General features: G+C 74.5%; 23 protein-coding genes and 2 pseudogenes. 14 read left to right on the top strand and 11 right to left on the bottom strand.

The window, feature by feature from the left end; all coding sequences use genetic code 11:
- Positions 1 to 44: 44 nt before the first annotated feature.
- The 3 genes and pseudogenes from CLT75_RS32985 to CLT75_RS01965 form a co-directional block, all read right to left on the bottom strand.
- Positions 45 to 827, bottom strand: a pseudogene (locus CLT75_RS32985) (LAGLIDADG family homing endonuclease); the annotation flags it as partial.
- Positions 816 to 1076: pseudogene (locus CLT75_RS32980) on the bottom strand (DNA gyrase subunit A); the annotation flags it as partial. The pseudogenes CLT75_RS32985 and CLT75_RS32980, both read right to left, overlap by 12 nt.
- A 32-nt stretch (positions 1077 to 1108) precedes the next feature.
- Entirely contained in the window at positions 1109 to 3166 is a 2058-nt protein-coding gene (locus CLT75_RS01965) for a DNA topoisomerase IV subunit B (protein ID WP_135243878.1), read from the bottom strand.
- 348 nt (positions 3167 to 3514) lie between these two features.
- On the opposite strand from CLT75_RS01965, the gene CLT75_RS01960 reads away from it, so the two are divergent.
- Positions 3515 to 4771 carry an SGNH/GDSL hydrolase family protein gene (locus tag CLT75_RS01960; RefSeq protein WP_135239202.1) on the top strand — a complete coding sequence of 419 codons (1257 nt, stop codon included), beginning with the start codon at positions 3515 to 3517 and terminating at the stop codon, positions 4769 to 4771.
- A 73-nt stretch (positions 4772 to 4844) separates the two neighbouring features.
- On the opposite strand, the gene CLT75_RS01955 is transcribed toward CLT75_RS01960, so the two are convergent.
- Together CLT75_RS01955 and CLT75_RS01950 are read right to left on the bottom strand one after the other, a co-directional pair.
- Positions 4845 to 5477 carry a class I SAM-dependent methyltransferase gene (locus tag CLT75_RS01955; RefSeq protein WP_135239201.1) on the bottom strand — a complete coding sequence of 211 codons (633 nt, stop codon included), beginning with the start codon at positions 5475 to 5477 and terminating at the stop codon, positions 4845 to 4847.
- Positions 5477 to 5914 (bottom strand): Rrf2 family transcriptional regulator, encoded by a 438-nt coding sequence (locus tag CLT75_RS01950; protein ID WP_135239200.1) that lies wholly within the window; start codon positions 5912 to 5914, stop codon positions 5477 to 5479. Before CLT75_RS01950 ends, CLT75_RS01955 begins: the two co-directional genes overlap by 1 nt.
- 155 nt (positions 5915 to 6069) lie before the next feature.
- Here CLT75_RS01950 and CLT75_RS01945 point away from each other — a divergent pair, with 155 nt between their 5' ends.
- The 5 genes from CLT75_RS01945 to CLT75_RS01925 all read left to right on the top strand — a co-directional run bounded on the left by CLT75_RS01945 (position 6070) and on the right by CLT75_RS01925 (position 11044).
- Positions 6070 to 7281 carry a globin domain-containing protein gene (locus CLT75_RS01945; RefSeq protein ID WP_135239199.1) on the top strand — a complete coding sequence of 404 codons (1212 nt, stop codon included), beginning with the start codon at positions 6070 to 6072 and terminating at the stop codon, positions 7279 to 7281.
- 398 nt (positions 7282 to 7679) lie between these two features.
- The gene (locus CLT75_RS01940) at positions 7680 to 8897 is read left to right on the top strand and encodes a glycosyltransferase (RefSeq protein ID WP_135239198.1); all 1218 of its coding nucleotides are present in this window, start codon (positions 7680 to 7682) and stop codon (positions 8895 to 8897) included.
- A gap of 94 nt (positions 8898 to 8991) precedes the next feature.
- Positions 8992 to 9849, top strand: coding sequence for an alpha/beta fold hydrolase (locus tag CLT75_RS01935; protein WP_135239197.1), 858 nt, complete (start codon positions 8992 to 8994; stop codon positions 9847 to 9849).
- A gap of 69 nt (positions 9850 to 9918) precedes the next feature.
- Positions 9919 to 10548: a hypothetical protein gene (locus CLT75_RS01930; RefSeq protein ID WP_135239196.1), complete on the top strand. Its 630-nt coding sequence runs from the start codon at positions 9919 to 9921 to the stop codon at positions 10546 to 10548.
- A gap of 112 nt (positions 10549 to 10660) precedes the next feature.
- Complete coding sequence (locus CLT75_RS01925) at positions 10661 to 11044, top strand: hypothetical protein (RefSeq protein WP_135239195.1); 384 nt, start codon at positions 10661 to 10663, stop codon at positions 11042 to 11044.
- 4 nt (positions 11045 to 11048) lie between these two features.
- Here CLT75_RS01925 and CLT75_RS01920 read toward each other — a convergent pair whose 3' ends face one another.
- Positions 11049 to 11255, bottom strand: coding sequence for a GTPase activator (locus CLT75_RS01920; RefSeq protein ID WP_135239194.1), 207 nt, complete (start codon positions 11253 to 11255; stop codon positions 11049 to 11051).
- Positions 11256 to 11291: 36 nt separating this feature from the next.
- Positions 11292 to 12182: a DUF72 domain-containing protein gene (locus CLT75_RS01915; protein ID WP_135239193.1), complete on the bottom strand. Its 891-nt coding sequence runs from the start codon at positions 12180 to 12182 to the stop codon at positions 11292 to 11294.
- Positions 12183 to 12326: 144 nt separating this feature from the next.
- Here CLT75_RS01915 and CLT75_RS01910 point away from each other — a divergent pair, with 144 nt between their 5' ends.
- Both CLT75_RS01910 and CLT75_RS01905 read left to right on the top strand, forming a co-directional pair.
- Positions 12327 to 13019, top strand: a complete 693-nt coding sequence (locus CLT75_RS01910) for a hypothetical protein (RefSeq protein ID WP_135239192.1) — start codon at positions 12327 to 12329, stop codon at positions 13017 to 13019.
- 23 nt (positions 13020 to 13042) lie between these two features.
- Positions 13043 to 13753, top strand: coding sequence for a Pr6Pr family membrane protein (locus tag CLT75_RS01905; RefSeq protein WP_486485033.1), 711 nt, complete (start codon positions 13043 to 13045; stop codon positions 13751 to 13753).
- Positions 13754 to 13766: 13 nt separating this feature from the next.
- On the opposite strand, the gene CLT75_RS01900 is transcribed toward CLT75_RS01905, so the two are convergent.
- On the bottom strand, positions 13767 to 15845 hold the full coding sequence (locus tag CLT75_RS01900; protein ID WP_135239191.1) for a glycogen debranching N-terminal domain-containing protein: 2079 nt from the start codon (positions 15843 to 15845) through the stop codon (positions 13767 to 13769).
- Positions 15842 to 16219 carry an SCP2 sterol-binding domain-containing protein gene (locus CLT75_RS01895; RefSeq protein WP_135239190.1) on the bottom strand — a complete coding sequence of 126 codons (378 nt, stop codon included), beginning with the start codon at positions 16217 to 16219 and terminating at the stop codon, positions 15842 to 15844. The genes CLT75_RS01900 and CLT75_RS01895 overlap by 4 nt, the downstream gene beginning before the upstream one ends.
- A gap of 135 nt (positions 16220 to 16354) precedes the next feature.
- Between CLT75_RS01895 and CLT75_RS01890 the strand changes: the two genes are divergently transcribed.
- Positions 16355 to 17332 (top strand): glycoside hydrolase family 88 protein, encoded by a 978-nt coding sequence (locus CLT75_RS01890; protein WP_135239189.1) that lies wholly within the window; start codon positions 16355 to 16357, stop codon positions 17330 to 17332.
- Here CLT75_RS01890 and CLT75_RS01885 read toward each other — a convergent pair.
- Positions 17319 to 17825: a mycothiol transferase gene (locus tag CLT75_RS01885; protein WP_135239188.1), complete on the bottom strand. Its 507-nt coding sequence runs from the start codon at positions 17823 to 17825 to the stop codon at positions 17319 to 17321. The genes CLT75_RS01890 and CLT75_RS01885 overlap by 14 nt on opposite strands.
- Before the next feature lie 99 nt (positions 17826 to 17924).
- On the opposite strand from CLT75_RS01885, the gene CLT75_RS01880 reads away from it, so the two are divergent.
- A complete protein-coding gene (locus tag CLT75_RS01880) occupies positions 17925 to 18440 on the top strand; it encodes a 2'-5' RNA ligase family protein (RefSeq protein WP_135239187.1) in 516 nt (171 codons plus the stop codon).
- Positions 18441 to 18745: 305 nt separating this feature from the next.
- Here the strand turns inward: CLT75_RS01880 and CLT75_RS01875 are convergent, their stop codons facing one another.
- Positions 18746 to 19207: a GNAT family N-acetyltransferase gene (locus tag CLT75_RS01875; protein WP_486485032.1), complete on the bottom strand. Its 462-nt coding sequence runs from the start codon at positions 19205 to 19207 to the stop codon at positions 18746 to 18748.
- 175 nt (positions 19208 to 19382) lie between these two features.
- Here CLT75_RS01875 and CLT75_RS01870 point away from each other — a divergent pair, with 175 nt between their 5' ends.
- The 4 genes from CLT75_RS01870 to CLT75_RS01855 all read left to right on the top strand — a co-directional run bounded on the left by CLT75_RS01870 (position 19383) and on the right by CLT75_RS01855 (position 23908).
- Positions 19383 to 20492, top strand: coding sequence for a hypothetical protein (locus tag CLT75_RS01870; protein WP_135239185.1), 1110 nt, complete (start codon positions 19383 to 19385; stop codon positions 20490 to 20492).
- 23 nt (positions 20493 to 20515) lie between these two features.
- Positions 20516 to 21343: an MEDS domain-containing protein gene (locus CLT75_RS01865; RefSeq protein ID WP_135239184.1), complete on the top strand. Its 828-nt coding sequence runs from the start codon at positions 20516 to 20518 to the stop codon at positions 21341 to 21343.
- Positions 21340 to 22302: a sensor histidine kinase gene (locus CLT75_RS01860; protein ID WP_135239183.1), complete on the top strand. Its 963-nt coding sequence runs from the start codon at positions 21340 to 21342 to the stop codon at positions 22300 to 22302. Before CLT75_RS01865 ends, CLT75_RS01860 begins: the two co-directional genes overlap by 4 nt.
- A 136-nt stretch (positions 22303 to 22438) precedes the next feature.
- Positions 22439 to 23908, top strand: a complete 1470-nt coding sequence (locus CLT75_RS01855) for a coiled-coil domain-containing protein (RefSeq protein WP_135239182.1) — start codon at positions 22439 to 22441, stop codon at positions 23906 to 23908.
- Positions 23909 to 23932: the final 24 nt, after the last annotated feature.

Raw genomic sequence — 23932 nt, 5'->3', positions numbered from 1 at the left:
GCATCACGCCCGCTGAAGGACAGGCCGAGAAGGCGTTGAAAGCCGTCTCGCGCGCTGGTCCAGTAGTGCCCGTGCAAGCCCAGGTCGGCCAGCATGGAGTTGATCTGCCGCACGAGCGTCTCGCTGGTACTGACGAAGACGATCTCCCGGAAGCGCTTGCGGACATAACCGTCACCGTCGAAGAAACCGGCAAGGAAGGGGGCCCATGCCGAGCGGTTCTCGAGGACATCACTCGGCACACGCTTGGCACTGCTCAGCGGTCCCCCCGCTTCGAGCAGGCCCTCGTGCCTCGCGAACGTGACGATGTGCTGATCGCGGTGCCGCGGATCAGTCGCCGTCCTCTTGCCTCGGCTGACGTTGAGCCCGTTGGCAATCGCCCAACCATGTGCGACGTCGAGCGGTTCGACGTCACACATGTGCAGGCGCACACGACCGTCAGCCGAGCGAGCCCGGTCGACGGCGAAGCCCTCCGCCACCACCAGCCCACGGACGTAGTCGTAGGGAGTGCCGCCGGGGGCCGCGGCTTTCCTGCGGGCACCGCCGTACGCGAGCGTGAGGTGCCCGGTGAGTTCGGACGCCTCCACCCAACGAACGGACAGGTCCTCGTCGACCACGCGAAACCGCTGACCCGGCGTGACCGACATGGTGTGCCCGTTGTCCCAGGTGACCCGAACCAGCTCCGACTGCGGGTTCCGGTAGGCCGCGACGACCGGAGTGGCGACTCCGTCGCCGTCGAGCACCGTGTCGCCGACCTCGATCGACTCGATCGGCCGAAGACCGGTCGGTGTCGACACGAGCGTCCCCGCGACGAAGCAGTCGCCGACGATCCGGGCGCTCTTGACGTGGCCGCGGTCCGGCCGGTGGCCCTGCTCGTACATCGACCAGAGGATGCGCCGGTGCACCGGCTTGAGCCCGTCGCGCGCGTCGGGCAGGGCGCGGGAGTGGATGACCGAGAACGCGTACTCCAGGTAGGAGTCCGAGACCTCGGTGACCAGCGGGTTGTCGAAGACGCGGGCGCCGGCCTGGTCGAAGGCGGCCAGGTCCGCCTTCGCGCGGTCGTCCTTGCGGCGTGCCATGGTGCGGTTTCCTTCCGAGACGAACCCGTTGGTCAGGCGTCGATGGCGTCGCGGTCGACCCGGTCGGCGGAGTCGATCAGCCAGTTGCGGCGGGGCTCGACCTTCTCCCCCATGAGCAGTTCGAGGATCCGCTCGGCGGCTTCGACGTCGTCGAGCGTGATCCGGCGGACCGCCCGGGTGGCCGGGTTCATGGTGGTCTCCCACAGTTCGTCGGCGTCCATCTCACCGAGGCCCTTGAAGCGCGGGATCGGCGTGACGATCTGCTTGCCGGCCTTCTCCAGCTTGCGGACCGTCGCCTCCATCTCCGCCTGCGTGTAGGTGTAGACGGTCTGCGGGTTGCGCCCCTTGGTCGTGATCTTGTGCAGGGGCGGCATCGCCGCGTAGAGCCGCCCGGCCTCGATCAGCGGCCGCATGTAGCGGGCGAACAGCGTGATCAGCAGGGTACGGATGTGCGCGCCGTCGACGTCCGCGTCGGCCATGATGAGAACCCGGCCGTACCGCAGGGTGGACAGGTCGAACGTCCGCCCGGAGCCGGCGCCGAGCACCTGCACGATCGCGGCGCACTCGGCGTTGTCCAGCACCTGCTGGAGGCTGGCCTTCTGCACGTTGAGGATCTTGCCGCGGATCGGCAGCAGCGCCTGATATTCGGAGGACCGCGCGAGGCGCCCCGTCCCGAGGGCGCTGTCCCCCTCCACGATGAACAGTTCACTTCTCTCGATGCCCGCGGCCCGGCAGTCGACGAGCTTGGCCGGCATGGCCGCGCCCTCCAGCGCGGTCTTGCGGCGGGCGGCGTCCTTCTGCTGCTTCTGGGTGAGCCGGACCCGGGCCGCGTCGACGATCTTCTGGAGCACCGTGCGGGCCTCGGCCTTGGTGCGGCGGTCGTCCAGCCAGCTCTTGAGGTGCGCCTCGACCAGACCCTGGAGCACCTTGGTGATGCCGGCGGTGGACAGCTCGTCCTTTGTCTGCGAGGTGAACTGCGGCTCCGGGATGCGCACGTGCACCACGGCGGTCATGCCCTCCAGGACGTCGTCCAGGGTGGGCGCGTCCTCCTTGGGCTTGAGCAGGCCGCGGGCGTTGCGGGCGGCCTCGGCGAGGGTACGGGCCAGCGCCCGCTCGAAGCCCTTGCGGTGGGTGCCACCGTGGGCGTTGCGGATGGTGTTGGTGAAGCACTCGACGGTGCGTTCGTAGCCGGTGCCCCAGCGGAACGCCACCTCGACCTCGGCGCGGCGCTGCACGTTGGACTGCATGACGCCGTTGGCGTCGGCGGCGTTCTCCCGGTAGGTGCCCTCGCCGGTGACCAGCAGCGTGCCGGAGACCGGCCGGTCGCCGGCCGGGGCGAGGAACTCCACCATGTCGGTGAGGCCGTCGGGGAAGTGGAAGCTCTCCTCGACGCTCTGCTCGCCGGTCTCGTCGCGCAGCCGGTAGGCGACGCCGGGGACGAGGAACGCGGTGTTGCGCAGCTTGAGCCGGACCGTCTCGGTGTCGAGCGCGGCGCCGGTCTCGAAGTAGCGCGGGTCGTGCCACCAGCGGATCGAGGTGCCGGTGCGCTGGCCGCGCTTCATCGCGCCGACGATCTGCAGGCCGGGGCCGGGGGTGAACGGCGCGTCCGGCCCGTCGCCGTCGAAGACGCCCGGTACGCCGTGGCGGAACGACATGGCGTGGACCTTGCCGCCGCGCCGGACGGTGACGTCGAAGCGGCGGGACAGCGCGTTGACCGCCGACGCGCCGACGCCGTGCAGGCCGCCGGAGGTCTTGTAGCCGGAGCCGCCGAACTTGCCGCCCGCGTGCAGGCGGGTCAGCACCAGCTCGACGCCGGAGATGCCGGACTTGGCGTGCACGTCGGTGGGGATGCCCCGGCCGTCGTCGTCGACCTGGACCGACCCGTCGGCGTGCAGGATCACGTCGACCTTGGTGGCGTGACCGGCGACACCCTCGTCTGTCGAGTTGTCGAGGATCTCGTTGACGAGGTGACCCACGCCACGGCTGTCGGTCGAGCCGATGTACATGCCCGGGCGCTTGCGGACGGCGTCGAGGCCCTCCAGGTGCGTCAGGTCGTCGGCCCCGTAGAGGGTCTCAGGCTGTGCGGTCAACTGGTCGTACTCCCAGGTCTCGGCGGTGTGGTGCCGTTCACCGTGTGATCCCCCCACGATGATCGCCGGGCGCGGCGCGCCGGAGCGAGCCTAGCCGGGTGCCCCGACAGGTCGGCGGCACCGGGGCGGTGCGTTGCGCGATCGGCCTGCCGGCCGGGTCCGTCCGGCGGTCGCGTACGGCGGTCCGGCGGGACGGGCGGGGCGTCCAGCCGGCACAACGACCCGGGCGCCGGATGTCTTCCCCGGTGAACGGCCACGGATGTCTGGCCATTGACGTCCGTCACACGCGCGTGATCTGATCGCCCCCCTGAAGAATCTTTCACATTTCGATGTCTTGGGAGGTCGGGCATGTCCGTGTTCCGTCGTTCCGTGCTCGCGGCGGCGCTGGCGCTCGCCACGGTGGCGTTACCCGCCGCCGCGGCGCCCGCCCGGCCCGCAGCCGCCGCACTGCCCACCGCCGCGGTGGCGCTGGGAGACAGCTTCATCAGCGGTGAGGGCGCCGGGGCGTACGCGCCGGTCGTGGACGTCAACGGGGTGGCCCAGGGCTTCCCCGGCTGGTCCGCCGCCAACGCCAACGCCTACTTCTGCCACCGCTCGCCGAACGCCTCGCTGTTCCAGGCCGACCTGCCCGGCATCTCCGCGCGGTTCAACCTGGCCTGCTCGGGCGGCCAGCCGTACGACATCGCCAGCGCCTCGGCCACCCGGACCAAGGGGCGGCAGGTGGCCGCCCAGCTCGACCAGCTCCGGACGGTGGCGCGGACCCACGACATCGACCTGGTGCTCGTCGGCCTCGGCTCGAACAACAGCTCGTTCACCTTCGGCAGCGTGGCGGAGAAGTGCGCCAACCGGTTCATCGCCGACGCGTGGACCGGCTGGTGGGAGTTCTGGGCGTACCTGGGCGGGCCGGTGGAGCAGAAGCCGTGCACGGACGCCGACCTGGGCACCGCCGTGCAGTTCGCCGCCGCGACCGCGGAGACCACCACGGCGCTGCGGCAACTGCTGACCACGCTGGACCAGATCGACGCCGACGGGCAGCACCGGGTGGTGTTCCAGGACTACACGAACCCGCTGCCGTTCGAGCTGGACCAGACCTACTGGACCGAGGACAGCCGCGACGACACCCGGGACAAGTTCCGCGCGCTCGGCGCCGAGCGGTACGCGGCCGGCTGCCCGATCCACCGGGCCAGCCTGGCGCCCGGTCACCGCTTCTCGCAGGGCCTCGGCACGCTCGTCGGTTCGGTACGCGGCACGCTCGCCGGTGAGTTCCCGCAGGACGACCTGGTCTACCTGAACGTGCAGCGCGCGTTCGACGGCGCCCGGCTCTGCGAGTCGACTGGCAGCCCGGGCAACGCCCTGGCCACCCCGATCCGGCTGATGGACGGCCCGAGCGGCACGTTCGTCACCAGCCTCTCCGGATACGACAAGCTCGACATCCAGCGCATCGCCAACGCCTGCGGCACGTACTTCCAGACCTGCCAGGAGTCGTGGCACCCGAACGCCGCCGGGCACAAGGTGCTCGGCCGGTGCCTGGCCGGGGCGGCGGCGACCGGCGCCCGTACCGTCTCCTGCGTCCGCGCCCCGGACGGCACGGTGAGCGTGAGCTGACGGCGACGGCCGGCGCCCCCGCACCCCGGGGGCGCCGGACCGAGCCCGGCCGGAACGCCGGCCCGGTCCGGCGTCAGGCCCGGATCGCGGTGCCGAGCACGTGCGGCGAGGCCGGCGCCGGCAGCCCGGTCGGCGGGAAGCGGAACCGGTCCAGTTCGGTCACCGTGAACCCGGCGGCCCGGATCGCGGCCACCGTGTCCCGTGCGGTGTGGCATCCGGCGCAGAACAGCGGCCACAGCGTGGCGTCGGCCAGGCGCTGGGCCCGGCGCAGGCCGGGCGTCTGCGCCACCACGTGTTCGTAGAAGCGCAGTTCGCCGCCGGGCCGCAGCACGCGGCGCGCCTCGCGCAGCGCGACCGCCTGGTCCGGCACCGAGCAGAGTACGAGCGACAGCACCACCGCGTCGGCGGCGCCGTCGGCGACCGGCAGCGCCTCGGCCAGCCCGGCGGCGACGGTGACCGGCACCGGGGCGCCCGGCGCGGCGGCGCGGGCCAGCGCGCGCAGGCGGCGTTCCGGCTCGACCGCGATCACCCGGCTGACCTGCGGCGGGTAGTGCGCGAGGTTGCGCCCGTTACCGGCGCCGACCTCGACCACCAGGCCGTTCAGCCCGGCGACGAGGCGGGCACGGTGCCCGGCCATGCCGGCCTGATCCAGGGCGACGCTGGCGCGGGCGAAGATCCGGGAGAAGATCGGATGGGAGACCGCCATCAGCGGCCGGCCGGTGGCGCGCCGAGGCTGAGCAGGAGCGGGCCGGCGGACCCGTCGACCAGGTCGCCGAGGCGTACCCCGTCGAGCACGGCGAGGAAGGCGGCCTGCGCGCGGCGCAGCTCACCGCGCAGCCGGCACTCCGCGACCAGCGGGCAGACCGGCTGCGCGCAGTCGACCACCTCGCCGTCGCCCTCGAAGGCGCGGACCACCCGGCCGACGGTGAGGTCCCCGGCGTGCTCGGCGAAGGCCACGCCGCCGGAGCGGCCCCTGATGGTCACCAGGACGCCGATGCGTTGCAGCCGCTGCACCACCTTGGCGACGTGGCTGCGGGGCAGTTCGAGCCGGGTGGCGAGTTCGTCGACGGTGGCCCGGACCGGGGACGCGGCGGTCAACATGGCGATCCGCAACGCCATGTCGGTCGACCGGTTGAGCCTCACACACCGACCCTAGTCACTCGGCGCCGTCCAGGACACCGGCAGATCCACGGTGACCCATGCCACCACGGCGCCGGGACCTTCGGCCCTAAAAGAGGAATCCAGAAATCCTGTTTTGTGGGAATCGACCTGTTCGAACCCCGGAAGGAGATTCGGTCGTGCTCTCGGAATCCTCAGCGACGATCGTGACCGCCACCCTGCCCGTCGTGCGGGCGCACGGCGAGGCCATCACCGGCCGCTTCTACCAGCGGATGTTCGACGCCCACCCGGACCTGCTGGACCTGTTCAACCGGGGCAACCAGGCCACCGGGGCGCAGAAGGCCGCGCTCGCCTCGGCGGTGGTCGCGTACGCGGCGCACCTGACCGGCGAGGGCGGCATGCCGTGGGGGCCGGTCCTGGACCGGATCGCGCACAAGCACGCCTCCCTCGGCATCACCGCCACCCAGTACCCGATCGTCGGCCGGCACCTGCTCGCCGCGGTCGGCGAGGTGCTCGGCGACGCCGTCACCCCGGCGGTGGCCGCCGCCTGGGACGAGGTCTACTGGCTGCTGGCCTGCGAGCTGATCGCCCGCGAGGCGCGGCTCTACGCCGGCGCCGGCCTACCCGAGGGGGGTCCGGTGTGGCAGGACTGGCGGGTCACCGGCCGGACCCGGGAGAGCGCCGACGTCGTCTCGCTCACCCTCGCGCCGGCCGGCGGCGGCGTCGCGCCCGGCTTCACCCCCGGCCGGTACGTCTCGGTCGCCGTCGACCTGGACGGCGGCCGAGGGCAGCAGATCCGCCAGTACAGCCTCTCCGGCCGGCCCGGCGCCGACACGTGGCGGATCACCGTGAAGCGGGTACGCGGCGAGGGCGGCGCGCCCGACGGCCTGGTCTCCGGGCACCTGCACGGCCGGGTGGCGGTCGGCGACACGCTGCGCCTGAGCCCGGCGTTCGGCGAGGTCGACGCCACCGTCGGCGACGGGCCGCTGCTGCTGGTCAGCGCCGGCATCGGGCTCACCCCGGCGATGGCGGCGCTGGCCCACCTGGCCGACCGCGACCCCGGACGGCGGGTGACGCTGGCGCACGCCGACCGCGCCGCCGAGGCGCACGCGCTGCGCGCGGAACTCCCCGCGCTCCAGCAGCGGCTGCCGAACCTGGCCGTCCACCTCTGGTACCTCGACGCCGCCGGGGCCGACCTGCCCGGACTCAAGGCGGAGGTGTCCGCCGGGCTGATCGACCCGGACCGGCTCCCGCTGCCCGCCGGGGTGGACGCGCACCTGTGCGGCCCGGTCGCGTTCATGAACCTGGTCCGGGGCAACCTGCTGCGCCGGGGCGTGCCGGCCGAGCGGATCGCCTACGAGGTGTTCGGCCCCGGGATGCTGCCGGGCTGACGGCCCGCGGCCAAACAGGACTCCGCGGACCCGTTTTCGGTACCGGGACACGCGTCGATGCCCTGGCCAGGGCCGGGAGCCTCCACAGCGGAGGAGGCGGGCCCGCGGAGAAGTCGACGATCTCCTGGTTAGGGGCGCAAGCCGAGGGTACGGGTCCTCCATGCGCATCCCCGGCATCAACGCGATCTTCCGGCCACCACGGAAGCGGTGGACGCCGTCCCACCGGACGCCGGGGCGCCGGCCACCCGCGTCGACACGCTCGTGGAGGCGGCGCACCGGCTGACCGAGGACGCCGACGCCGCGTACCGAGTCGGCGCACGGGCACGCGAGGCGGCGGAGGAGCGGTCCGGACCGGACCGCTCCTCGCCGACTGGGACCGGATCCTGGAGGACGAGAACATGCGCATCGCGATGATTTCCCAGCACGCCAGCCCGCTCGCCGCCCCCGGCGAGGAGGACGCGGGCGGCCTGAACACGCACGTGGCGGAACTCGCGTCCGCGCTCACCGTTGCCGGCCACGACGTCCGCGTCTACACCCGCCGTGACTCCCCCGCGCTGCCCGAGACGGTCGACGCGCCGGACGGCTACCAGGTGTGCCACGTGCCGGCCGGTCCCGCGCGGCGGGTGCCGAAGGACGACCTGCTGCCGTACACGGGCGAGTTCGGGAGCCGGCTGGCCGACACCTGGCGGCGCGGCGGCTGGACCCCGGACGTGGCGCACGCGCACTTCTGGATGAGCGGGCTGGCCACCGTGCACGCGAGCCGTCGCACCGGCGTGCCGACCGTGTTGACGTACCACTCGCTCGGCACGGTCAAGCGTCGCCACCAGGGCGTACGGGACACCAGTGCACCGGGGCGCGCCGGTTACGAGCGGGCGCTCGGCCGGGCCGTGGACCGGGTCGTCGTGCAGTGCTCCGACGAGGTCGCCGAACTGGTCCGGATGGGCGTACCCCGGTCCCGGATGGCCCTCGTGCCGTCCGGCGTCAACGAGGCCGTGTTCCGCCCGGACGGCCCGGTCGCGCCCCGCGACCCGGTCCGCCCGCGCATCCTCACCGTCGGGCGGATGGTCGAACGCAAAGGCTTCCTGGACGTGGTCCGGGCGCTGCCCGCGGTGCCGGACGCGGAGTGCGTGGTGGTCGGCGGCCCGCCGGCCCACCTGCTGCCCGCCGACACGTTCGCCCGCCGGATGTCCGCGCTCGCCGACTCGTGCGGCGTGGCCGACCGGGTACGGCTGCTCGGCGGCGTGCCGCGCGAGGAGATGGCCGCCTGGTACCGGTCGGCGGACGTGCTCGTGGCCGCACCCTGGTACGAGCCGTTCGGGCTCACCCCGCTGGAGGGCATGGCCTGCGGCGTGCCGGTGATCGGCACGAACGTGGGCGGCATCGCCGACAGCGTGGTGGACGGGCTCACCGGCGACCTGGTGCCGCCGCGTGACCCCCGCGCGCTCGGCACCGCGCTGCGCCGGCTGCTCGGCGACAACGTGCGCCGGTTCGCGTACGCCACCGCCGCGCTCGACCGCGTCCGCAGCCGGTACTCCTGGAGGCGCTGCGCGGAGCAGCTCGTCGCCGTCTACGGCGCGCTGACGAACGCGGCCCGGCCCGCACCGGCGGTGGCGTGAGACGGGCGCGCACCCGCTGCTCGCCGTGCCGGCGCGACGGATCCGGCCACCCCTTGCTACCCACCGGTAAGGTTCGGGCCGTACCCTGATCCGGGTGAGCGGGGACTACACCCAGGAGTACGTGGACGTCGACGGCGCGCGCATCGGCGTGCAGGTCTACCCGGAGCCGGCCGGTCCGCCCGGCGCGCCGGTGGTGCTGATCTGGCCCGCGATGGGCGTGCGCGCCCGCTACTACCGGCCGTTCGCCGCCGCGCTGCGCGACGCCGGGCTCGCGGTGATCGTGGCCGACCTGCGCGGCACCGGCGAGAGCACCCCTGTGCCGTCGCGCGCCTGCCGGTACGGCTACCAGGAGATGGCCGCCGACGTCGGCGCCGTGCTCGACGCGCTCAAGCCCCGGCTGGACGGCCGCACCCGGCTGCTGCTCGGGCACTCCCTGGGCGGTCAGGTGGCGGTGCTGCACCAGGCACTGGACGACGACGACCGGGTGGACGGGCTGGCCCTGGTGGCGGTGGGGCTGCCGTGGTGGCGGACGTACCCGGGCCGGCGCGGGTGGGGCGTGCTGCCGTACACCCAGGCCATCGCGGCGACGGCGCGGCTGCTCGGCGTCTGGCCGGGCTGGGGTTTCGGCGGCCGGCAGGCACGCGGCGTGATCCGGGACTGGGCGCACACCGCCCGCACCGGCCGATTCCCGGCGTTGGACGGGGTGGACACGGAGGCCGCCGTGCGGCGGATCCGGACACCGGTGCTCGCGGTCAGCGTCGACGACGACCAGTACACGCCGCACGAGACGCTCGACCACCTCTGCGGGAAGCTGACCGCGGCGCCGGTGACGCGGCACCGCTACACGGTCGCCGAGGCGGGCGCGCGGCTGGACCACTTCACCTGGGTACGCGCGTCGGCGCCGCTGGCCGCCCGGATCGCCGCGTTCGTGAGCACACTTCCCCGGCGTTGAGCCACGCCGGGCGTGAGTCGCCCGATCGTGGGTATGCCGCAGCGCCCGAACACGGCGGAGGGGGATCTGATGTCAGAACGGCACACCACGCTGCGCTCGATGCACGACCTGGGCCTGGCGGCCTGGTTCGGCGGTTCCCTGATGGGGGCGCTGGGCGTGAACGGCGCGGCGGCGCGGATCAACGACACGACCGAGCGGCTGCCGGTGGCCTCGGCCGGGTGGGCGCGGTGGACACCGGTGAACGCGGCGGCGATCGGCGCGCACCTGGCCGGCGCGGTCGGTGAGCTGGTCACCGAGAGCCCGCGGATGGCCCGCCAGGCGGGCGTGGGAAAGATGAGCGCGGTGAAGACCGCGCTGACTGTCGGCGCGCTGGCCGTGACCGGCTACAGCCGGCTGGTCGGCATGCGGCTGGAGAAGGCCGGCGGGCCGCCGGTCGAGGGGACCACCGAACCGAACCACCACACCCCGGCGAACGTCGCCGCCAGTCAGCGGCAGATGAAGCTGCTCCAGTGGGCCGTTCCGGCGCTGACCGGCGCGCTCGTCGTGGTGTCGGCGTACATGGGCGAGCAGCAGAAGCCGGGCCAGGTGTTCCGGGGCATGCTCGACCGCGCGGGCGGGCTGATGGCCGCGCCGAAGAACATCGGCAAGGTGGCCGCCGTGGGCGCGGCCGGCCGTCACCTGGTCGGGGCGAACCGCTGACCACCGCGCGGCCGACGACCCACATCGGGGTGGGTCGCCGGCCGCGCGGTGCACCGGGACCGGACCGGCCGCCGGCGGGCGGCGCGGGCACAGCAGCCAAGGTGAGGTGACCATGACCAGCAGGGACCGGCCGGGTACTGGTGACGGGCGCGGGCCGGAGTCGGCCGCGCCGTGGGGCACCACCGACGGCTTCGACGCCGACCCGCCGTGGGGCGCCGGTGACAGCGACCCGATGGACGAGGGCAGCGAGGAGACCGCCGTACCCGAAGGGCGGCGCGGTGAGCGCCGGGCGGCCGGCGCCGGGCCGGGCGGGCCGAAGGCGGGCCGGCACGGGTTCGGATCCGTCGAGCCGACCCGGACGACCGAGGCCGGGCCGGGCGCGCCGCCGGATCCCGCGCCGTCGGGGCGGACGTTCCCGGACGACAGGGCGGACGGCGACCTCGGCGACAACGCGCTGGAGGAGGCGACCGGGATGCGCCCGGAGACGCGTCCCTGAGCTGTCAGGAGCCGGTGCCGTCCTCACCCGGGCCGCCCGGCGCGGACGGCTCGTTGTCCGGCACCGGTGACTCGGCCACCGGGTGCCCGGTGTCGTCGACCAGGCCCGGCGCCATGCTGCCGCCGTGCGCCTCCTCGGCCTCCCGGGTCGCCCGCGGGTCCCGCTCGTCGTCGCGCCGCTGCTCCACCGATCCCCCTTCGCTGTCGTCCATGCCCCCGGCCGTACCCGGACGGCGGCGGCGGAAACGTCAGGCGCGTGCGGCGGCGGGGACGACGCCGAGCAGGTCGGCCAGGCGGGCGGCGTCACGCTGGGCCTGGTCCCCGCAGCAGTTGTTCATCAGCACGTGCAGTTCGGCGCACTGGTCGGCCAGTTCGCGCAGCAGCACCGACCAGCGCCGCAGCTCCCGCTCGCCGTAGGCGTAGCGGAACCGCTCCTGCTTGTCGCCGCTGTCCCAGGCCGTGCTGTGCCCGTGGAACCGGATCACGGCCAGGTCGGTGGTGGCGACCAGGACCGGCGGCACCGAGGAGACGTGCCCCTGCGGCATGTCCACGCAGGCGTACCCGAGGTCGTGCTCGCGCAGGAACGTCACGGTGTCGGCCATCGCGTCCCCGTCGAACCAGGACGAGTGCCGCAGCTCGACGGTGGCCGGCCAGGGACGGCAGCGCCGCGCCGCGTCCAGGATCCGCCGCCGGGCCGCCTCGCCGCGGGCCAGCCACGGCGGGAACTGCAACAGCACGGCGCCGAGCCGGTCGGCCGCCGCGAGCGGCGCCAGCGCCGCGTGGAACCGGTTCCACACCTCGTCGTACGCCCCGGCGGGCAGGTCGCGCCAGCGGATCCGGCTCGGTCCGCCGGCCGGGCGCAGGTCCTTGGGCAGCGCGTCGACTGGGGTGTGGTGGCCGGTGAACAGGCGGAACGCCTTGACGTCGAAGGTGAACCCGTCCGGCGTCGCGGCCGCCCAGCCCGCCGTGGTCTCCGGCGCCGGTACGGCGTAGTACGACGTGTCCACCTCGACCAGTCCGAACCGCTCCGCGTACCAGCCGAGCCGGCCGGCGGGCGTGTTGACCCCGCGCGGATACCAGCCGGAGCGGACCAGCATCTGGTCGGCCCAGGACGACGTGCCCACCTTGATGACACCCATGTAATTCAGTTCACCGCGACCGCCGGACATCGGCAACCGGAGATGCCCTCCGGGCCCTGACCGGCACCGGGTGACCGGCCTCACCCGGGCTTCGCGGCCCCGGAGTGTGACGCCCGGCCGGGTCGCGGCGCTGAGGGTCACGAGATGGACGCATCCGGCCTGGACCAGGAAACCGTCGAGCGGCTGCTCGCCGGCAGCTCCGGCGACGCGCCGTCCGCTCCGCCGGCCCTGCTCGCCGTGCTGGCCGCGGTCCGGGCCGCACCCGGCGCGGGTGAGCTCGACGGCGAGGCGGCAGCGGTCGCCGGGTACCGGTCGGCCCGGCGGATGCGCCGTCGCCGCCGGGTCCGCTTCGGCGTCCGGGTGGCGGTGGCCGGGCTCGCCGCGTCCCTCACCGGTGGTGTCGCGCTCGCCGCGACCGGGAACCTGCCGCGCGCCGCACGACCGGCCGCGCCGCCGGTCGGCACCGCGCCGCCCGCGCCCGAGACCCGTCCGGCCCGGCCGACCGGCTCGCCGGGCCCCGGGACACCGCAGCCGTCCGCACCGCCGGGACTGTGCGTGGCGTACCGGGCGCTCGCCGAGCCGGACCGGGGACGCGCCCTCGCCACACCCGCCTTCAGCGACCTCGTCACCGCCGCCGGTGGTCACGACCGGGTGCCGGACTACTGCGCCGGGCTGCTGGGCGACGACGATCCGCCGGGCCGGGCCGACGGCGGGCGAGGCGGCGGCCGGACCGCGCACCCGGTCCGCCCGTCCGGCGGACCGCCGAACGGGGACGTCCCCGCACCGGAGCACGCCGGGCCGCCGTCGGGCACCCCGCCCGGGCGGCGGGCCGGTTGACGACCGGCTGGTAACTTGCCCGCGTGACCCCCCGGCGTCGCCTGTCGGCGATCCTCCTCCGCGTGGCAGTGGTGCTCGCCGTGCTGGCCGGCATCGTCCTCACCGCGCTCGGCCCGGCCACGGTGACCGGCCTGCTGCCGTACTTCACCATCCAGAGCAACGTGGCGGTCGGCGTCCTCGCGGGGTACGCCGCCTGGTGCGCGCTGCGCGACCGGCCCGAGCCGCCGAGTGCCCTCAAGGGAGCGGTGACCCTCTACATCACCATCACCGGCACCGTCTACCACCTGGTGCTGGCCAACCCGGCCAGCCCGTTCGCGATGGCCCAGCCGGACCGGCAAGCGGGTGAGTGGTGGGGCAACCAGTTCCTGCACACCGTGGTGCCGCTGCTGGCGGTCGCCGGCTGGGCGCTGTTCGACAGGCGCGGCCGGCTGCGCCCCCGGTACGCCGCCTGGTGGCTGGTGTTCCCGCTCGGATACCTCGGGTTCGCGCTGGTACGCGGCCTGATCGTGGACAGGTACCCGTACCCGTTCATCGACGCGGGCGAGCTCGGCTACGACGGGGTCGCGGTCAGCGCGGTCGGGTTCGCCACGGTGTTCTGGCTGCTGGGCCTGCTGTTCGTGGGCGTGGACCGGCTGCTCGCCCGGGCCGGGCGCGCCGAACCGGCGACCCCGCCGGCCACGCCCGGCGCGGAGGAGCCGCCGGTGGTCCAGCGGGAGACCACCGGCTCGGCCTGAGCGGCCCGGCGGATCAGGCGGCGCGCCGGGACGGCTCGCCCGCACGGATCCGGCGGCCCGCGCCGCGTTCCCGGCCGTACGAGTCGGCCCGTCCCCACCGGCCCGGCACGTCGAGCAGCTCGATCCGCCCGAACCCGGCCGGGATCGCCGGGTTCACCAGCAGGTTCTCCCCGCAAGGGCGCAACCCCAGCATGGTCGCCAGCAGCATCAGCAGCCCACCCGAGCCCCACGACTGCGGTCGCCCGGCCTCCGGCAACTGGACCGGGTACTTGGTCAACGCGCGGGGGTAGCCGGCGATCGTCTCCGGGACCGAGCCGCCGAGTGTCTCCGCCATCGCGAACACGCCGGCGGCGATGTCGGCCGCCTCCTCGTCGAAGCCGTACCGCCGCAGGCCCGCCGCGACGATCGCGTTGTCCCAGGGCCACACCGCGCCGAGGTGCGCGCCGACCGGGTTGTACGGCCGCTGCCCCTGCGCGTAGGTGCGCACGCCCCAGCCGGAGAACAGGTCCGGCCCGCGCAGGTGCCCGGCCAGCGCGTCGGCCCGTTCCGGCGCCACGATGCCGCTCCACAGCAGGTGCCCCAGGTGCGAGGTGAGCGCGTCGACCGGCTCACCGTCCGGGGTGAGCGCCAGCGCGTAGTAGCCGCGCTGCGGCAGCCAGAAGTCGCGATCGAACCGCTCCCGCAGCCGCGCCGCGTCGGCCTCCAGTCGTTCGGCGTAGGCCGGGTCACCCCAGAACTCCCGGGCCAGGCGGGCGCCCCGGATCCGCGCGTCGTACGCGTACCCCTGAAGCTCGCACGTGGCGCGCGGGTACGGCGGCTCCACGCCGTGCCGGTCGACGATCGCCGCCGGGGAGTTGCGCCAGGTCTGGTTGGCGACCCCGCTGTCGGTGTTGCGCGGCCGGTAGCGCAGGTAGCCGTCGCCGCACTGGTCGCCGTAGCGGGTCAGCCAGTCCAGCGCCATCCGGGCCGGGTGCCGCAACTCGTGCACCAGGTCGGTGTCACCGGTCCAGCGCTCGTACTCGTCGAGCAGGATCACGAACAGCGGGGTGGTGTCGGCCGCGCCGTAGTAGAGCGCGGTGGGCTGTTCGTCGAACGCGGCCGCCTCGCCGTACCGCAGCTCGGCGACGATCTTGCCGGGCTCCTCCTCGTGCCGGTCGTCGAGCCGGCCGCCCTGCAGCATCGCCAGCATGTGCAGCGTGGCCGGGGCCAGCTCGGGCGTGAACGGCAGCGTCTGGAGGCAGGTGATCAGCGCGTCCCGCCCGTACAGCGCCATCGCCCAGGGCATTCCCCCGACCGGCACCCGGTCGGTGTAGGCCAGCGGCATGTACCGCAGGGCGGCGAGGTCGGTCAGGGCCTGCCGGTAGACGGCGGTGAGCGCGGGCCGGTCGGAGACCAGGTGCGGCGCCCGTTCGTACCAGCGTTCGAGGTCCCCGCGCATGTCCTGCCGGACGTGCTGCCGGTGCGACTCGATGTCGGCCCGCAGGTCACGCCCTCCCGCACCCTGAATGATCATGGCGACGTGCAGGTCGACGCGCCACTCGCCCTGCGGTTCGACGCGGATCCGGAAGGTCATCCCGCGCGCGTCCACCTCGACCGGGGCGGTGCTGGAGACGCACGTCTCCCGGACGAACCGCCCGCGCTCGTACCGGATCCGCAACCGCCGGCCCTCCGGGTCGGGGACGACAGTGGGGCGACGCGGGCCGGGACGCAGGATCTCGGAGGTGTCGGCGAAGTCGCCGGCCATCTCCATCCGCACCGTGTACTCGGCGGGCTCGGCCGAGTGGTTCAGCACCGTGACGCTCTCGTGGTACGCCTCGTCGATCGAGCGGTGCCGGATCACTGAGACGTCGGCGTCCACGTAGTGGCTGGCCGCGCCCGGCACCAGCACGAAGCGGGTCTCGAAGTAGGTCAGGTCGTCGCGGGACAGCGCGTGCAGCCGCTCGCCGTCGATCGTGAGCACCCAGTGGGACAGGAACCGGGTGTCGAACGAGAACAGGCCGATCGGCGCGGACGGGTCGCGTTCCATGTCCCCCTGCGCGTCGCTCACGGCGAACGCGTTGCCGGCGAGGACATGGACCAGCTCCTGCCTCATCGGGCCGCCACCCGGGCGCCGTCCACGTCCCGGGGGTCCCGGGCGTCCGGCGGGCCGGGGAAGATCCGGCGCAGCGTCATCAGCAGCTTCAGTTCGCCCCGCGCGGCGAGGTCGTTGCGCAGCAGCGCGGCGGCCGGATGCAGGCACCCCGCCGCGATCCGGTCGAACACCTCCCGGTTCGCGCCGACCACCAGGTCCGCCTCCTCGGCCAGGCGCTCCACCCGGACGTCCTGCCGGTCGATGGTCAGGTACCAGTGCTCGGTGTGTCCGTCGTCGCGCAGGTCCAGGCGGATGGTGCCGGAGGTGGTCTCGGGCAGCTCCGGGTGCCGGCCGGCGGTTCCGCGGGCCAGGTGTTCCACGGCCGAGACGCTCATCGGGCCCTCCTCGTCGGTGGTCGCGGCCACCCGCCTGCCGGCGCCGCTCGTCCCGCAGCGTCCCCGCGCTACGGGTGAGGCGAACTCACCCGGTCCGGGTGAGCCGCGGCGGTCCGGCGGGTATCCCTTGAGGCCATGCCGACGACCGGGGACGCCACCGCCGACCGGGTGCTGCTCGCGCTGCTGACCATGCAGCGTGAGTCCTGGGAACAGGGGATCCTCGGTCAGGCGCTGCTCGACCTGGGCCTGGACGAGGCCGCCGTGCTGGTCGCCGACGCCGCGGTGACCCGGCAGCGGCCGGACGGCCGGCTCGGGGAGACGGCCGGCTCGGTGGGCGCGGTGAACGGCGCCGCGTGCGGCGAGGTGGTCCGGCACGCCGCGCGCCGCACCGGCGACAGGCGGTACGCGGTGGCGCTGGACGCCCAGCTCGACTGGCTGGCCCAGAGGGCGCCGAGGGCCGCCGACGGCACGCTGTTCCACCTGCTCGACGGCCGCCAGGTGTGGGCGGACACGATCTACATGGTGGTGCCGCTGCTGGCGCTGACCGGGCGGACCGGGGCGGCCGCGGCGCAGGTAGCGGGGCACCGGCGACGGCTGTACGACACACGCACCGGCCTGTACGCCGCCCGCTGGGACGAGGACCGCCGCGAGCTGGACCGGCCCGGGCCCTGGGGCACCGGCAACGGCTGGGTAGTCGCCGGGATCGCCCGCGCGCTGCGGCTCGCGCCGGACTGGCCGGGTGGCCTCCGCGCCGAGCTGGCCGGGCACGCCGAGGAGGTGCTGACCGCCTGCCTCGCGTACCGGGGCGCGGACGGGCTGTTCCCCGACGTGCTGGACGAGCCGGACGCGTTCCGCGAGGCGAACACCGCCCAGTTGCTCGGCTACGCGGCCCTCACCGGCGTGGCCGACGGGTGGCTGTCCCGGTCGTGGTTCGAGGTGGGGGCGGACCTGCTCGCGGCCGCCGCCCGGCGGATCGACGCGTACGGCCGGGTGACAGGGGTCAGTGGAGCGCCGGACTTCGCGCGCCCGGGCACCTCGCCCGAGGCGCAGGCGTGTCACCTGCTCGGGCACGCCGCGCTGCACCGGGCCGGTGCGGCGCTCAGCGCAGGATGAGCCCGCGCACGTACGCGGCCTGCCCGACATGCTGGAGGTCGTCGTCGAGCACGCTCACCAGCCGCACCCCGAGCGTCACCGGCGGATCCCAGTTCTCGTCGACGACCCGGTCCAGGTCGGCCGCGCTCAGCCCGCGCAGGTACGCGAGGCTCCGGTCCACCACCGCCCGGTGGTAGTCGAGCAGCACGCCGCCGTTCTCGGGGCGTACCGCGGCGATCTGCTCCGGGCCGTGCCCGAAGCCGGTGTCGGCGGGGTCCGGCGGCAGGCCGCACCGCGCCGCCCAGTCGCCGGTGGCCCAGAGCTGCGGCTCCCCCATCACGTCGGCGACGTGGTCGTCCTGGATCCGGGTCAGGTGCCAGACCAGCCAGCCGACCGGGTTCGCCCCGTCGGCCGGCGCCCGCCGCAGCTGGGCCGCGTCGAGCCCGTCGAGCGCCCCGGCGACCAGATCGGGCAACCGCCCGTACGCCTCGGTCAGCACGTCCGTCACGTCCACGTGTCCCTCACTCCCCTGCCGTCGCTGCCGTCCCCTCGGGCAGTACCGCCCAGCGTGCCCGGCAAACCTCGGCGCGGGCCCCGCCTCTAGGGTGATCGCGTGGTCGCGGCGCTGGAGCTGTATCTGGACACCGACGCCACCCGGCGGATCCGGGTGCTGTGGGACCTGCTGGAGTCCGACGGGGTGCCGAGCATGCGGTCCCTGCTGGCGCAGCGGCACCGCCCGCACCTCTCGCTGGCGGTCGCGCCCCGCCTGGACCCGCACCGCGTCGCCGAGGCGCTCGCCGGAACCGTGGTGGCCGCGCCGCTGCGGCTGGAGTTCCAGCACGCCGGGCAGTTCGTCGGGCGGGTGCTCTGGCTCGGGCCGGCGCCGACGCCCGAGCTGCTGGCGCACCACGCGGCGGTGCACGAGCGGCTGGCGCGGGCCGGCGTCGAGGTGGTGGAGCACTACCGCCCGGGCCGCTGGGTGCCGCACTGCACGCTGTCGATGCGGGTGCCGAACCCGCTGATGGGCGCGGCGGTACGCCGCTGCCTGGAGGTGCTGCCGCTGACCGCGACGGTGGTCGGCGCGGCGGTGGCCGACCACGCCCGCGACATCTCCCACCCCCTCCCCTGACGGCCTACCCGCCAAGATCCACGCCACCTCGGGGAGGTGGCTGCATCAGACCTCTCCGACAGCGCCACCTCGCCGAACTGGCGTCGATCTTGGGCCTCTCCGCACGGAGGACGGCCCCGCTCGCACCACCACCCCTGCCCGCGCCCTCGATCCACACCAGCTCCCCGAGGTGGTGCCATCCCACTCCATGATCGACACCAGCTCGGGGAAGTGGTGGCATCAGACCATCGCCGATGCAGCCACCTCCCCGAGCTTGTGTCGATCACGAGCGGCGTTGAGCACGGGCACGCCAAGGGAAGGCGGGGTCACTGCCGAGGGGCGAGGTCGACCAGGAAGGTCGGGTAGTCCGGCTGGGGGCATCTGTCGCCCCGGTGGCCGAGCCGCTCGTAGAACGGCGCCGCCCGCTCGTGGTGGGCCTGCCACTCCAGGTGCCGCGCCCGCCCGGCGGCCCACCGGCGGACCGCGTCGAACAACGACCTGCCCACCCCGTCGCGGCGGCGGTCCGCCCGGACGTACAGGTCGTGCAGGCGTACGGTGCGGTGCGCGTCACCGGAACGCAGGTGCGGGCCGTGGTCCTGGGCGGCGGCGTACCCGGCCAGCCCGCCCGTGTCGGTGGCGCCGAGCAGCGCCCAGCGGGGGTCGGCCAGCAACGCGGCGAACCGCAGCCGGTGGGCCTCCGGCGGGTCGTCGCCCACGCCCATGTCCCGCAGCATCGGCCACAGCTGCGGCCAGTCCGGCACGCGCAGGTCCCGCACGACGATCGGCATCGGTCCAGGATGCGGGCGGGACAGCGCGGCGGCGACCGGGTTTCGCGCCATCTGCGGCCACCCTGACGATCGGGGCAGAACCGACGCAAGCTGGTAAAAGCGCAGGTCAGAGCCATTCTGGCCACCCGAAGACGTGCGGCCGGAGCGGCAGCGAAGCACGTCGAAGGAGAGCCTCATGGCCGCACCCGTCGTCCGTTCCGTCACCGCCGACCAGACCGTCCTGCTGCCCGGGCAGTCGACCACCGTACGGGTCGACGCCTACCACCCCGACTCGCGCCTGCTGACGCTCACCGGCCGGGTCAGCGACCCCACCGGCGTCACCTGGGACAGCCCGGTCCGGGTGGATCTGAGCGTCCCGCTGACCATCCAGCTCGCCGGCGTCTCGCCGGGGGTGACCGTCACACCGAGCGGCGCCGAACCGGGCCGCTTCACAGTCACCGTGCTGGCCGGCCGGGGCACGGTGACGCTGACCGCGACGGCGCGTGACGGCGCCGGCCGCACCGGCACGGGCACCACCACGCTGACCGTGCCGCTGCTGGTCGGGATGAGCGCCGAGAAGGGCGCCCGGACCCAGCGGGCGGTGGCCGACTATCCGGGCATCCGCTACATGCGCGACTTCGGCACGGACGGCCCGGACGCGGACGCGCTGCCGGAACTGCCCCCGCTGAACGCCGGCAAGTTCGCCGACGCACCCTCGGCCGTCATGCACGTCAGCTGGAAGGACGACGTCGAGCAGTTGGCCGGCTGGCTCGACGGCGTGAACCGCCCGATCTATCTGACCTGGTACCACGAGCCGATGGGCGACGTGACCCCCGCGACGTACCGGGCGACGGCGAGCCGGGTGACCCAGATCCTGGCGGCGCACCGCAACCGGCGGTGGGTGCTCGGGCACGGCCCGATCGTGACCCGCTACTGGCTCGACGAGGGGCGCGGCAACCCGGCCGACTGGGGCTACCCGGGCATGACCCACTACGGCGTGGACTGCTACTCCCGGGACACCGCCGCGTACTGGCCCGCCTCCCGGATGTTCGGCGTGGCCTTCGGCAAGGTGCGCGCCGCGTACCCGGGCATCCGGCTGCTGGTGCCCGAGTACGGACTGAGCCGCATCGCCACGGACACCACAGGCGCGGGCCGGGCGCGGACGATCCGCGAGCACGTCACGTGGCTACGGCAGCAGAACGACGTGGACGCGATCGCGTACTGGAACAACTGGGCCGAGTTCGAGCTGGGTGACCCGCCGCTCGAGGCCACGGCCTGGCGCGATCTCCAGGTGGGCTCGGCATAGACTGGGCCCATGAGGCGTAGTCGGTGACCAGCGGGAGCGTGACGCACCCGGGCTACACCCACGGCTGCCTCGCCTACGACGACCCGGCCGTGCTGCGCGCGCTTGCGGTCGAGCAGGTCACCGCCGGTCTCGCCGCCGGTGAGCAGGTATGGGTGGTCTGTCCGGAGGATCGCGCCACTGTCACCGGCTGGCTGGCCTCGGTTCCCGGGGTCGACGCCGCGCGCCGGCGGGACGCGCTACGGCTGGTTCCCGTCGGCGAGGCGTACCGGCACGACGAGATCGTCGACCCCGACCGGCAGGTCCGGGCGTACGTGCGGGCCACCACCGAGGCGCTGACCGCCGGGCACACCGGCCTGCGGGTGCTGGCGGAGGCGACGAGCCTGGTCCGCAGCCCCGCCCAGCGGGACGCGTTCGCCCGCTACGAGCACCGGATCGACCACTGGATGCGGCACCGGCCGATGTCGGCGGTCTGCGCCTACGACCGCCGGCAGCTGGACGACGCGGCGATCGCCGAGCTGGCCTGCCTGCACTCGGTGACGAACGCGGACGTGCTGTTCCGGCTGCACGCCGGCGACGGCGGCTCGGTGGTGGCGCTGGCCGGCGAGCTGGACCCGTCCAACCACCGGGACTTCGCCGCCGCGCTGGAGCGGGCCGACCCGCGGCCGGTGGCGGGCCGGGTCGTGTTCGACGCCGCCGACCTGCGTTTCGTCGACCACCGCAGCCTGCTGCACCTGCGCGACCACGCCCGTCGGCACGACGCCGTCGCGGTGCTGCGCACCCCGAGCCGGGCACCGGCCCGGCTGGTCGACCTGCTCGGTCTGTCCGAGGTACGGGTGGAGGTCGTCCGATGAGGAGCGGTGCGGCCTCCGGCCACGTGGGCTACTTCCACGAGGCGTTCGTCTACGGCTCCGAGGAGGAGTTGCTGGCGGTGGCGCTGCCGTTCCTGCTGGACGGGATCGCGGCCGGCGAGCCGACGGCGGTGAACCTCGACGAGCGCAACACCGACCTGGTGCGCCGGGCGCTTCCCACCGGTGCCGAGGTCACGTTCCTGCCGGTCGGCGACCTCTACGCCCGGCCCAGCGTCGCGCTGCGCTCCTACCGGGAGCTGCTCGCCTCGTACGTGTCGGCGGGGGCGGCGCAGATCCGGATGGTCGGCGAGCTGCCTCCGGTGCTGCTCGGCGCGACGTGGGACTGGTGGGCGCGCTACGAGTCGGCGATCAACCACGCCTACGACGACTTCCCGCTCTGGGGCATCTGCGCCTACGACCGCAGGTGCACGCCCCCGCACGTGCTCGCCGACGTGGCGCGTACCCATCCCCTGGTGGCACGGCCGGACGGCCGGCACGAGGCGGCCGGCCTCTACACCGAGCCGACGAGCTACCTGACCGAGTTCCGTCCGGCGCCCGCGGACCCGGTGCAGCGGACCGCGCCGCTGGTCGAGCTGGTCGACCCGACGCCGGCCCGCGCCCGCGCGGAGGTGCGCGCCGCCGACCGGGGCCTGCTCTCACCGGACAGCCTCGACGGCCTGGTCATCGCCGTCAGCGAGGTGGTGAGCAACGCGCTGCGCCACGGTGAGCCGCCGGTGTGCCTGCGGTTGTGGCGCGCCCCGGACCGGATCGTGGTGACCGTCCACGATCGAGGCCCCGGCCCCAAGGACCCGTTCGCCGGACTGCTGCCGGCGGGCGACGGCTCCGACGGCGGTCTGGGCCTGTGGATCAGCCACCAGAGTTGCGACCACGTGACGTACCACAGGGACGCGACCGGCTTCACCATCCGCCTGACGGCGGGGAACCCGCACTTCCCGGTCTGACCGTGCCGCCGGTCGGCGGGCAGGGGGGCGGGGCGGGGCGAGCCTCGCGCGCGGACGCGGTACCGTAGCGCCTCATCGTGCCCTGCGGGGCGGTCATCCGCCGGCCTGGCGCTGGCGAACCGACGGAGGATGGCGAATGTCCAACGGTGCCGAGCCGTTCGCACCCCACGACGACCTGTCCGGGCGGCCCCGGTTCGATCCCGCGTTGCGCGGCTACGACAAACGTCAGGTGGACCGGTACGTCGAGCAGATCGACGCCGAGGTGAGCGCGCTGACCGCCGCGCGGGACCGGGCGTACGCGCAGGTGCGTGACCTGACCGCGCAGGTGCAGCGGGCGCAGGCCGAGGCGGTGGAGCTGCGTGACCGTCCGACGGCGGTGGACCGGGCGTCCTTCCGCGACCTCGGCCCGATGGTGGATCAGATCCTGGACCTGGCCGAGAAGCAGGCCGGCCAGATCACCGACGTGGCCACCCGGCGCGCGGAGGAGGTCCAGGGGCAGGCGGAGAAGCTGCTCGCCGCCGCGCAGGAGCAGGCCGCGCGGGAGCGGCGGGAGCTGGACGAGGAACTGTCCGCCCGCCGGGCCGAGCAGGAGCGGGTGGACGAGGAGCGGCGGGCGGCCGCGCAGGCGGAGCTGACCGCGGTGCGGGAGCTGGCGGAGAAGCTGCGCGTCGAGGGCCAGGCCGCGCACGACCGGGCCCAGCAGGAGGCGAAGCGGATCACCGAGCAGAGCGCGCAGCAGGTCGAGCAGGCGCGCTCGGCGTCCGAGGCGCTGGTGAAGGCCGCGCGGACGCAGATCCAGCAGGAGGTCCAGGCCAACCGCAGCAAGGCCCAGCAGGAGCTGGCCCAGTGGCAGGCCACGATGGCCAAGGAGCTGGACGAGCGGCGGGCCGCCGCCGAGCAGGAGCTGGCCGACCGGGCCGCCGCGGCGGAGAAGGACATCGCCGCGCTTGTCGCCGAGGCGCAGCAGTACGCCACCGAGGTCCGGGAGCGGGCCGACGAGGAGACGGCGGCGCACCAGGAGCAGCTCGCCGGCGTGCAGCGGGAGATCCAGCAGCGGCAGGAGACGCTGACCGGGCTCAAGGCGGAGCTGGAGAGCGTCTCCCGGCAGCTGGAGGACACCCGCCGGGAGATCGCCACCATCGAGCGGACCGGCGCCGAGGTGGAGGAGCGGCTGGTCGGCGTACGCCGGGAGCTGACCGCGGAAAGCAAGCGGCTGGACGAGGCGCGGCGCGCGGCGGACCTGGCCGAGCAGCACGCCAAGGAGACCCGGGCCCGGGTGCAGCGGGAGGCCAAGCGGGTCGCCGACCTGGCCGCGGCGGCGGTCATGGCGGCCGCGGCGGGTGGCGGGGAGACCGCCGAGTACCCGCAGGTGTCGGCGCGCCCGCCGATCACCGTGCCGGCCGAGGTGACGCCCCGGGCCGTGGACGGGCGGACCGAGCCGGACGCGATCGAGCCGGACCGGTCGGAGCCGCCGGTCGTGGAGCCGTTCGTCGAGCGGCTGGACGGGCCGAGCTTCGACGCGTTCGCGGTCCGCACGCCGGCTCCGCGCGGTGTGCCCGAGGCGGAGACCACGGGTACGGACAACGGCGTACCGGCCACCGCCTGAGACTTCGGCGCCGCCGGTCCGGGC

The sequence above is a fragment of the Micromonospora sp. CNZ285 genome (assembly GCF_004637285.1).
Note: the sequence above shows the minus strand (reverse complement) of the source record. Positions and strands in the feature narration are given on the sequence as shown.

What these genes read in the sequence shown, in the direction of transcription:
- CLT75_RS01960 (WP_135239202.1), top strand. Translation starts at nt 3,515, where the DNA reads ATGTCCGTGTTCCGTCGTTCCGTGCTCGCGGCGGCGCTGGCGCTCGCC.
- CLT75_RS01955 (WP_135239201.1), bottom strand. Translation starts at nt 5,477, where the DNA reads ATGGCGGTCTCCCATCCGATCTTCTCCCGGATCTTCGCCCGCGCCAGC.
- CLT75_RS01940 (WP_135239198.1), top strand. Translation starts at nt 7,680, where the DNA reads ATGCGCATCGCGATGATTTCCCAGCACGCCAGCCCGCTCGCCGCCCCC.
- CLT75_RS01930 (WP_135239196.1), top strand. Translation starts at nt 9,919, where the DNA reads ATGTCAGAACGGCACACCACGCTGCGCTCGATGCACGACCTGGGCCTG.
- CLT75_RS01925 (WP_135239195.1), top strand. Translation starts at nt 10,661, where the DNA reads ATGACCAGCAGGGACCGGCCGGGTACTGGTGACGGGCGCGGGCCGGAG.
- CLT75_RS01920 (WP_135239194.1), bottom strand. Translation starts at nt 11,255, where the DNA reads ATGGACGACAGCGAAGGGGGATCGGTGGAGCAGCGGCGCGACGACGAG.
- CLT75_RS01915 (WP_135239193.1), bottom strand. Translation starts at nt 12,182, where the DNA reads ATGGGTGTCATCAAGGTGGGCACGTCGTCCTGGGCCGACCAGATGCTG.
- CLT75_RS01910 (WP_135239192.1), top strand. Translation starts at nt 12,327, where the DNA reads ATGGACGCATCCGGCCTGGACCAGGAAACCGTCGAGCGGCTGCTCGCC.
- CLT75_RS01900 (WP_135239191.1), bottom strand. Translation starts at nt 15,845, where the DNA reads ATGAGGCAGGAGCTGGTCCATGTCCTCGCCGGCAACGCGTTCGCCGTG.
- CLT75_RS01895 (WP_135239190.1), bottom strand. Translation starts at nt 16,219, where the DNA reads ATGAGCGTCTCGGCCGTGGAACACCTGGCCCGCGGAACCGCCGGCCGG.
- CLT75_RS01890 (WP_135239189.1), top strand. Translation starts at nt 16,355, where the DNA reads ATGCCGACGACCGGGGACGCCACCGCCGACCGGGTGCTGCTCGCGCTG.
- CLT75_RS01875 (WP_486485032.1), bottom strand. Translation starts at nt 19,207, where the DNA reads ATGCCGATCGTCGTGCGGGACCTGCGCGTGCCGGACTGGCCGCAGCTG.
- CLT75_RS01870 (WP_135239185.1), top strand. Translation starts at nt 19,383, where the DNA reads ATGGCCGCACCCGTCGTCCGTTCCGTCACCGCCGACCAGACCGTCCTG.
- CLT75_RS01860 (WP_135239183.1), top strand. Translation starts at nt 21,340, where the DNA reads ATGAGGAGCGGTGCGGCCTCCGGCCACGTGGGCTACTTCCACGAGGCG.
- CLT75_RS01855 (WP_135239182.1), top strand. Translation starts at nt 22,439, where the DNA reads ATGTCCAACGGTGCCGAGCCGTTCGCACCCCACGACGACCTGTCCGGG.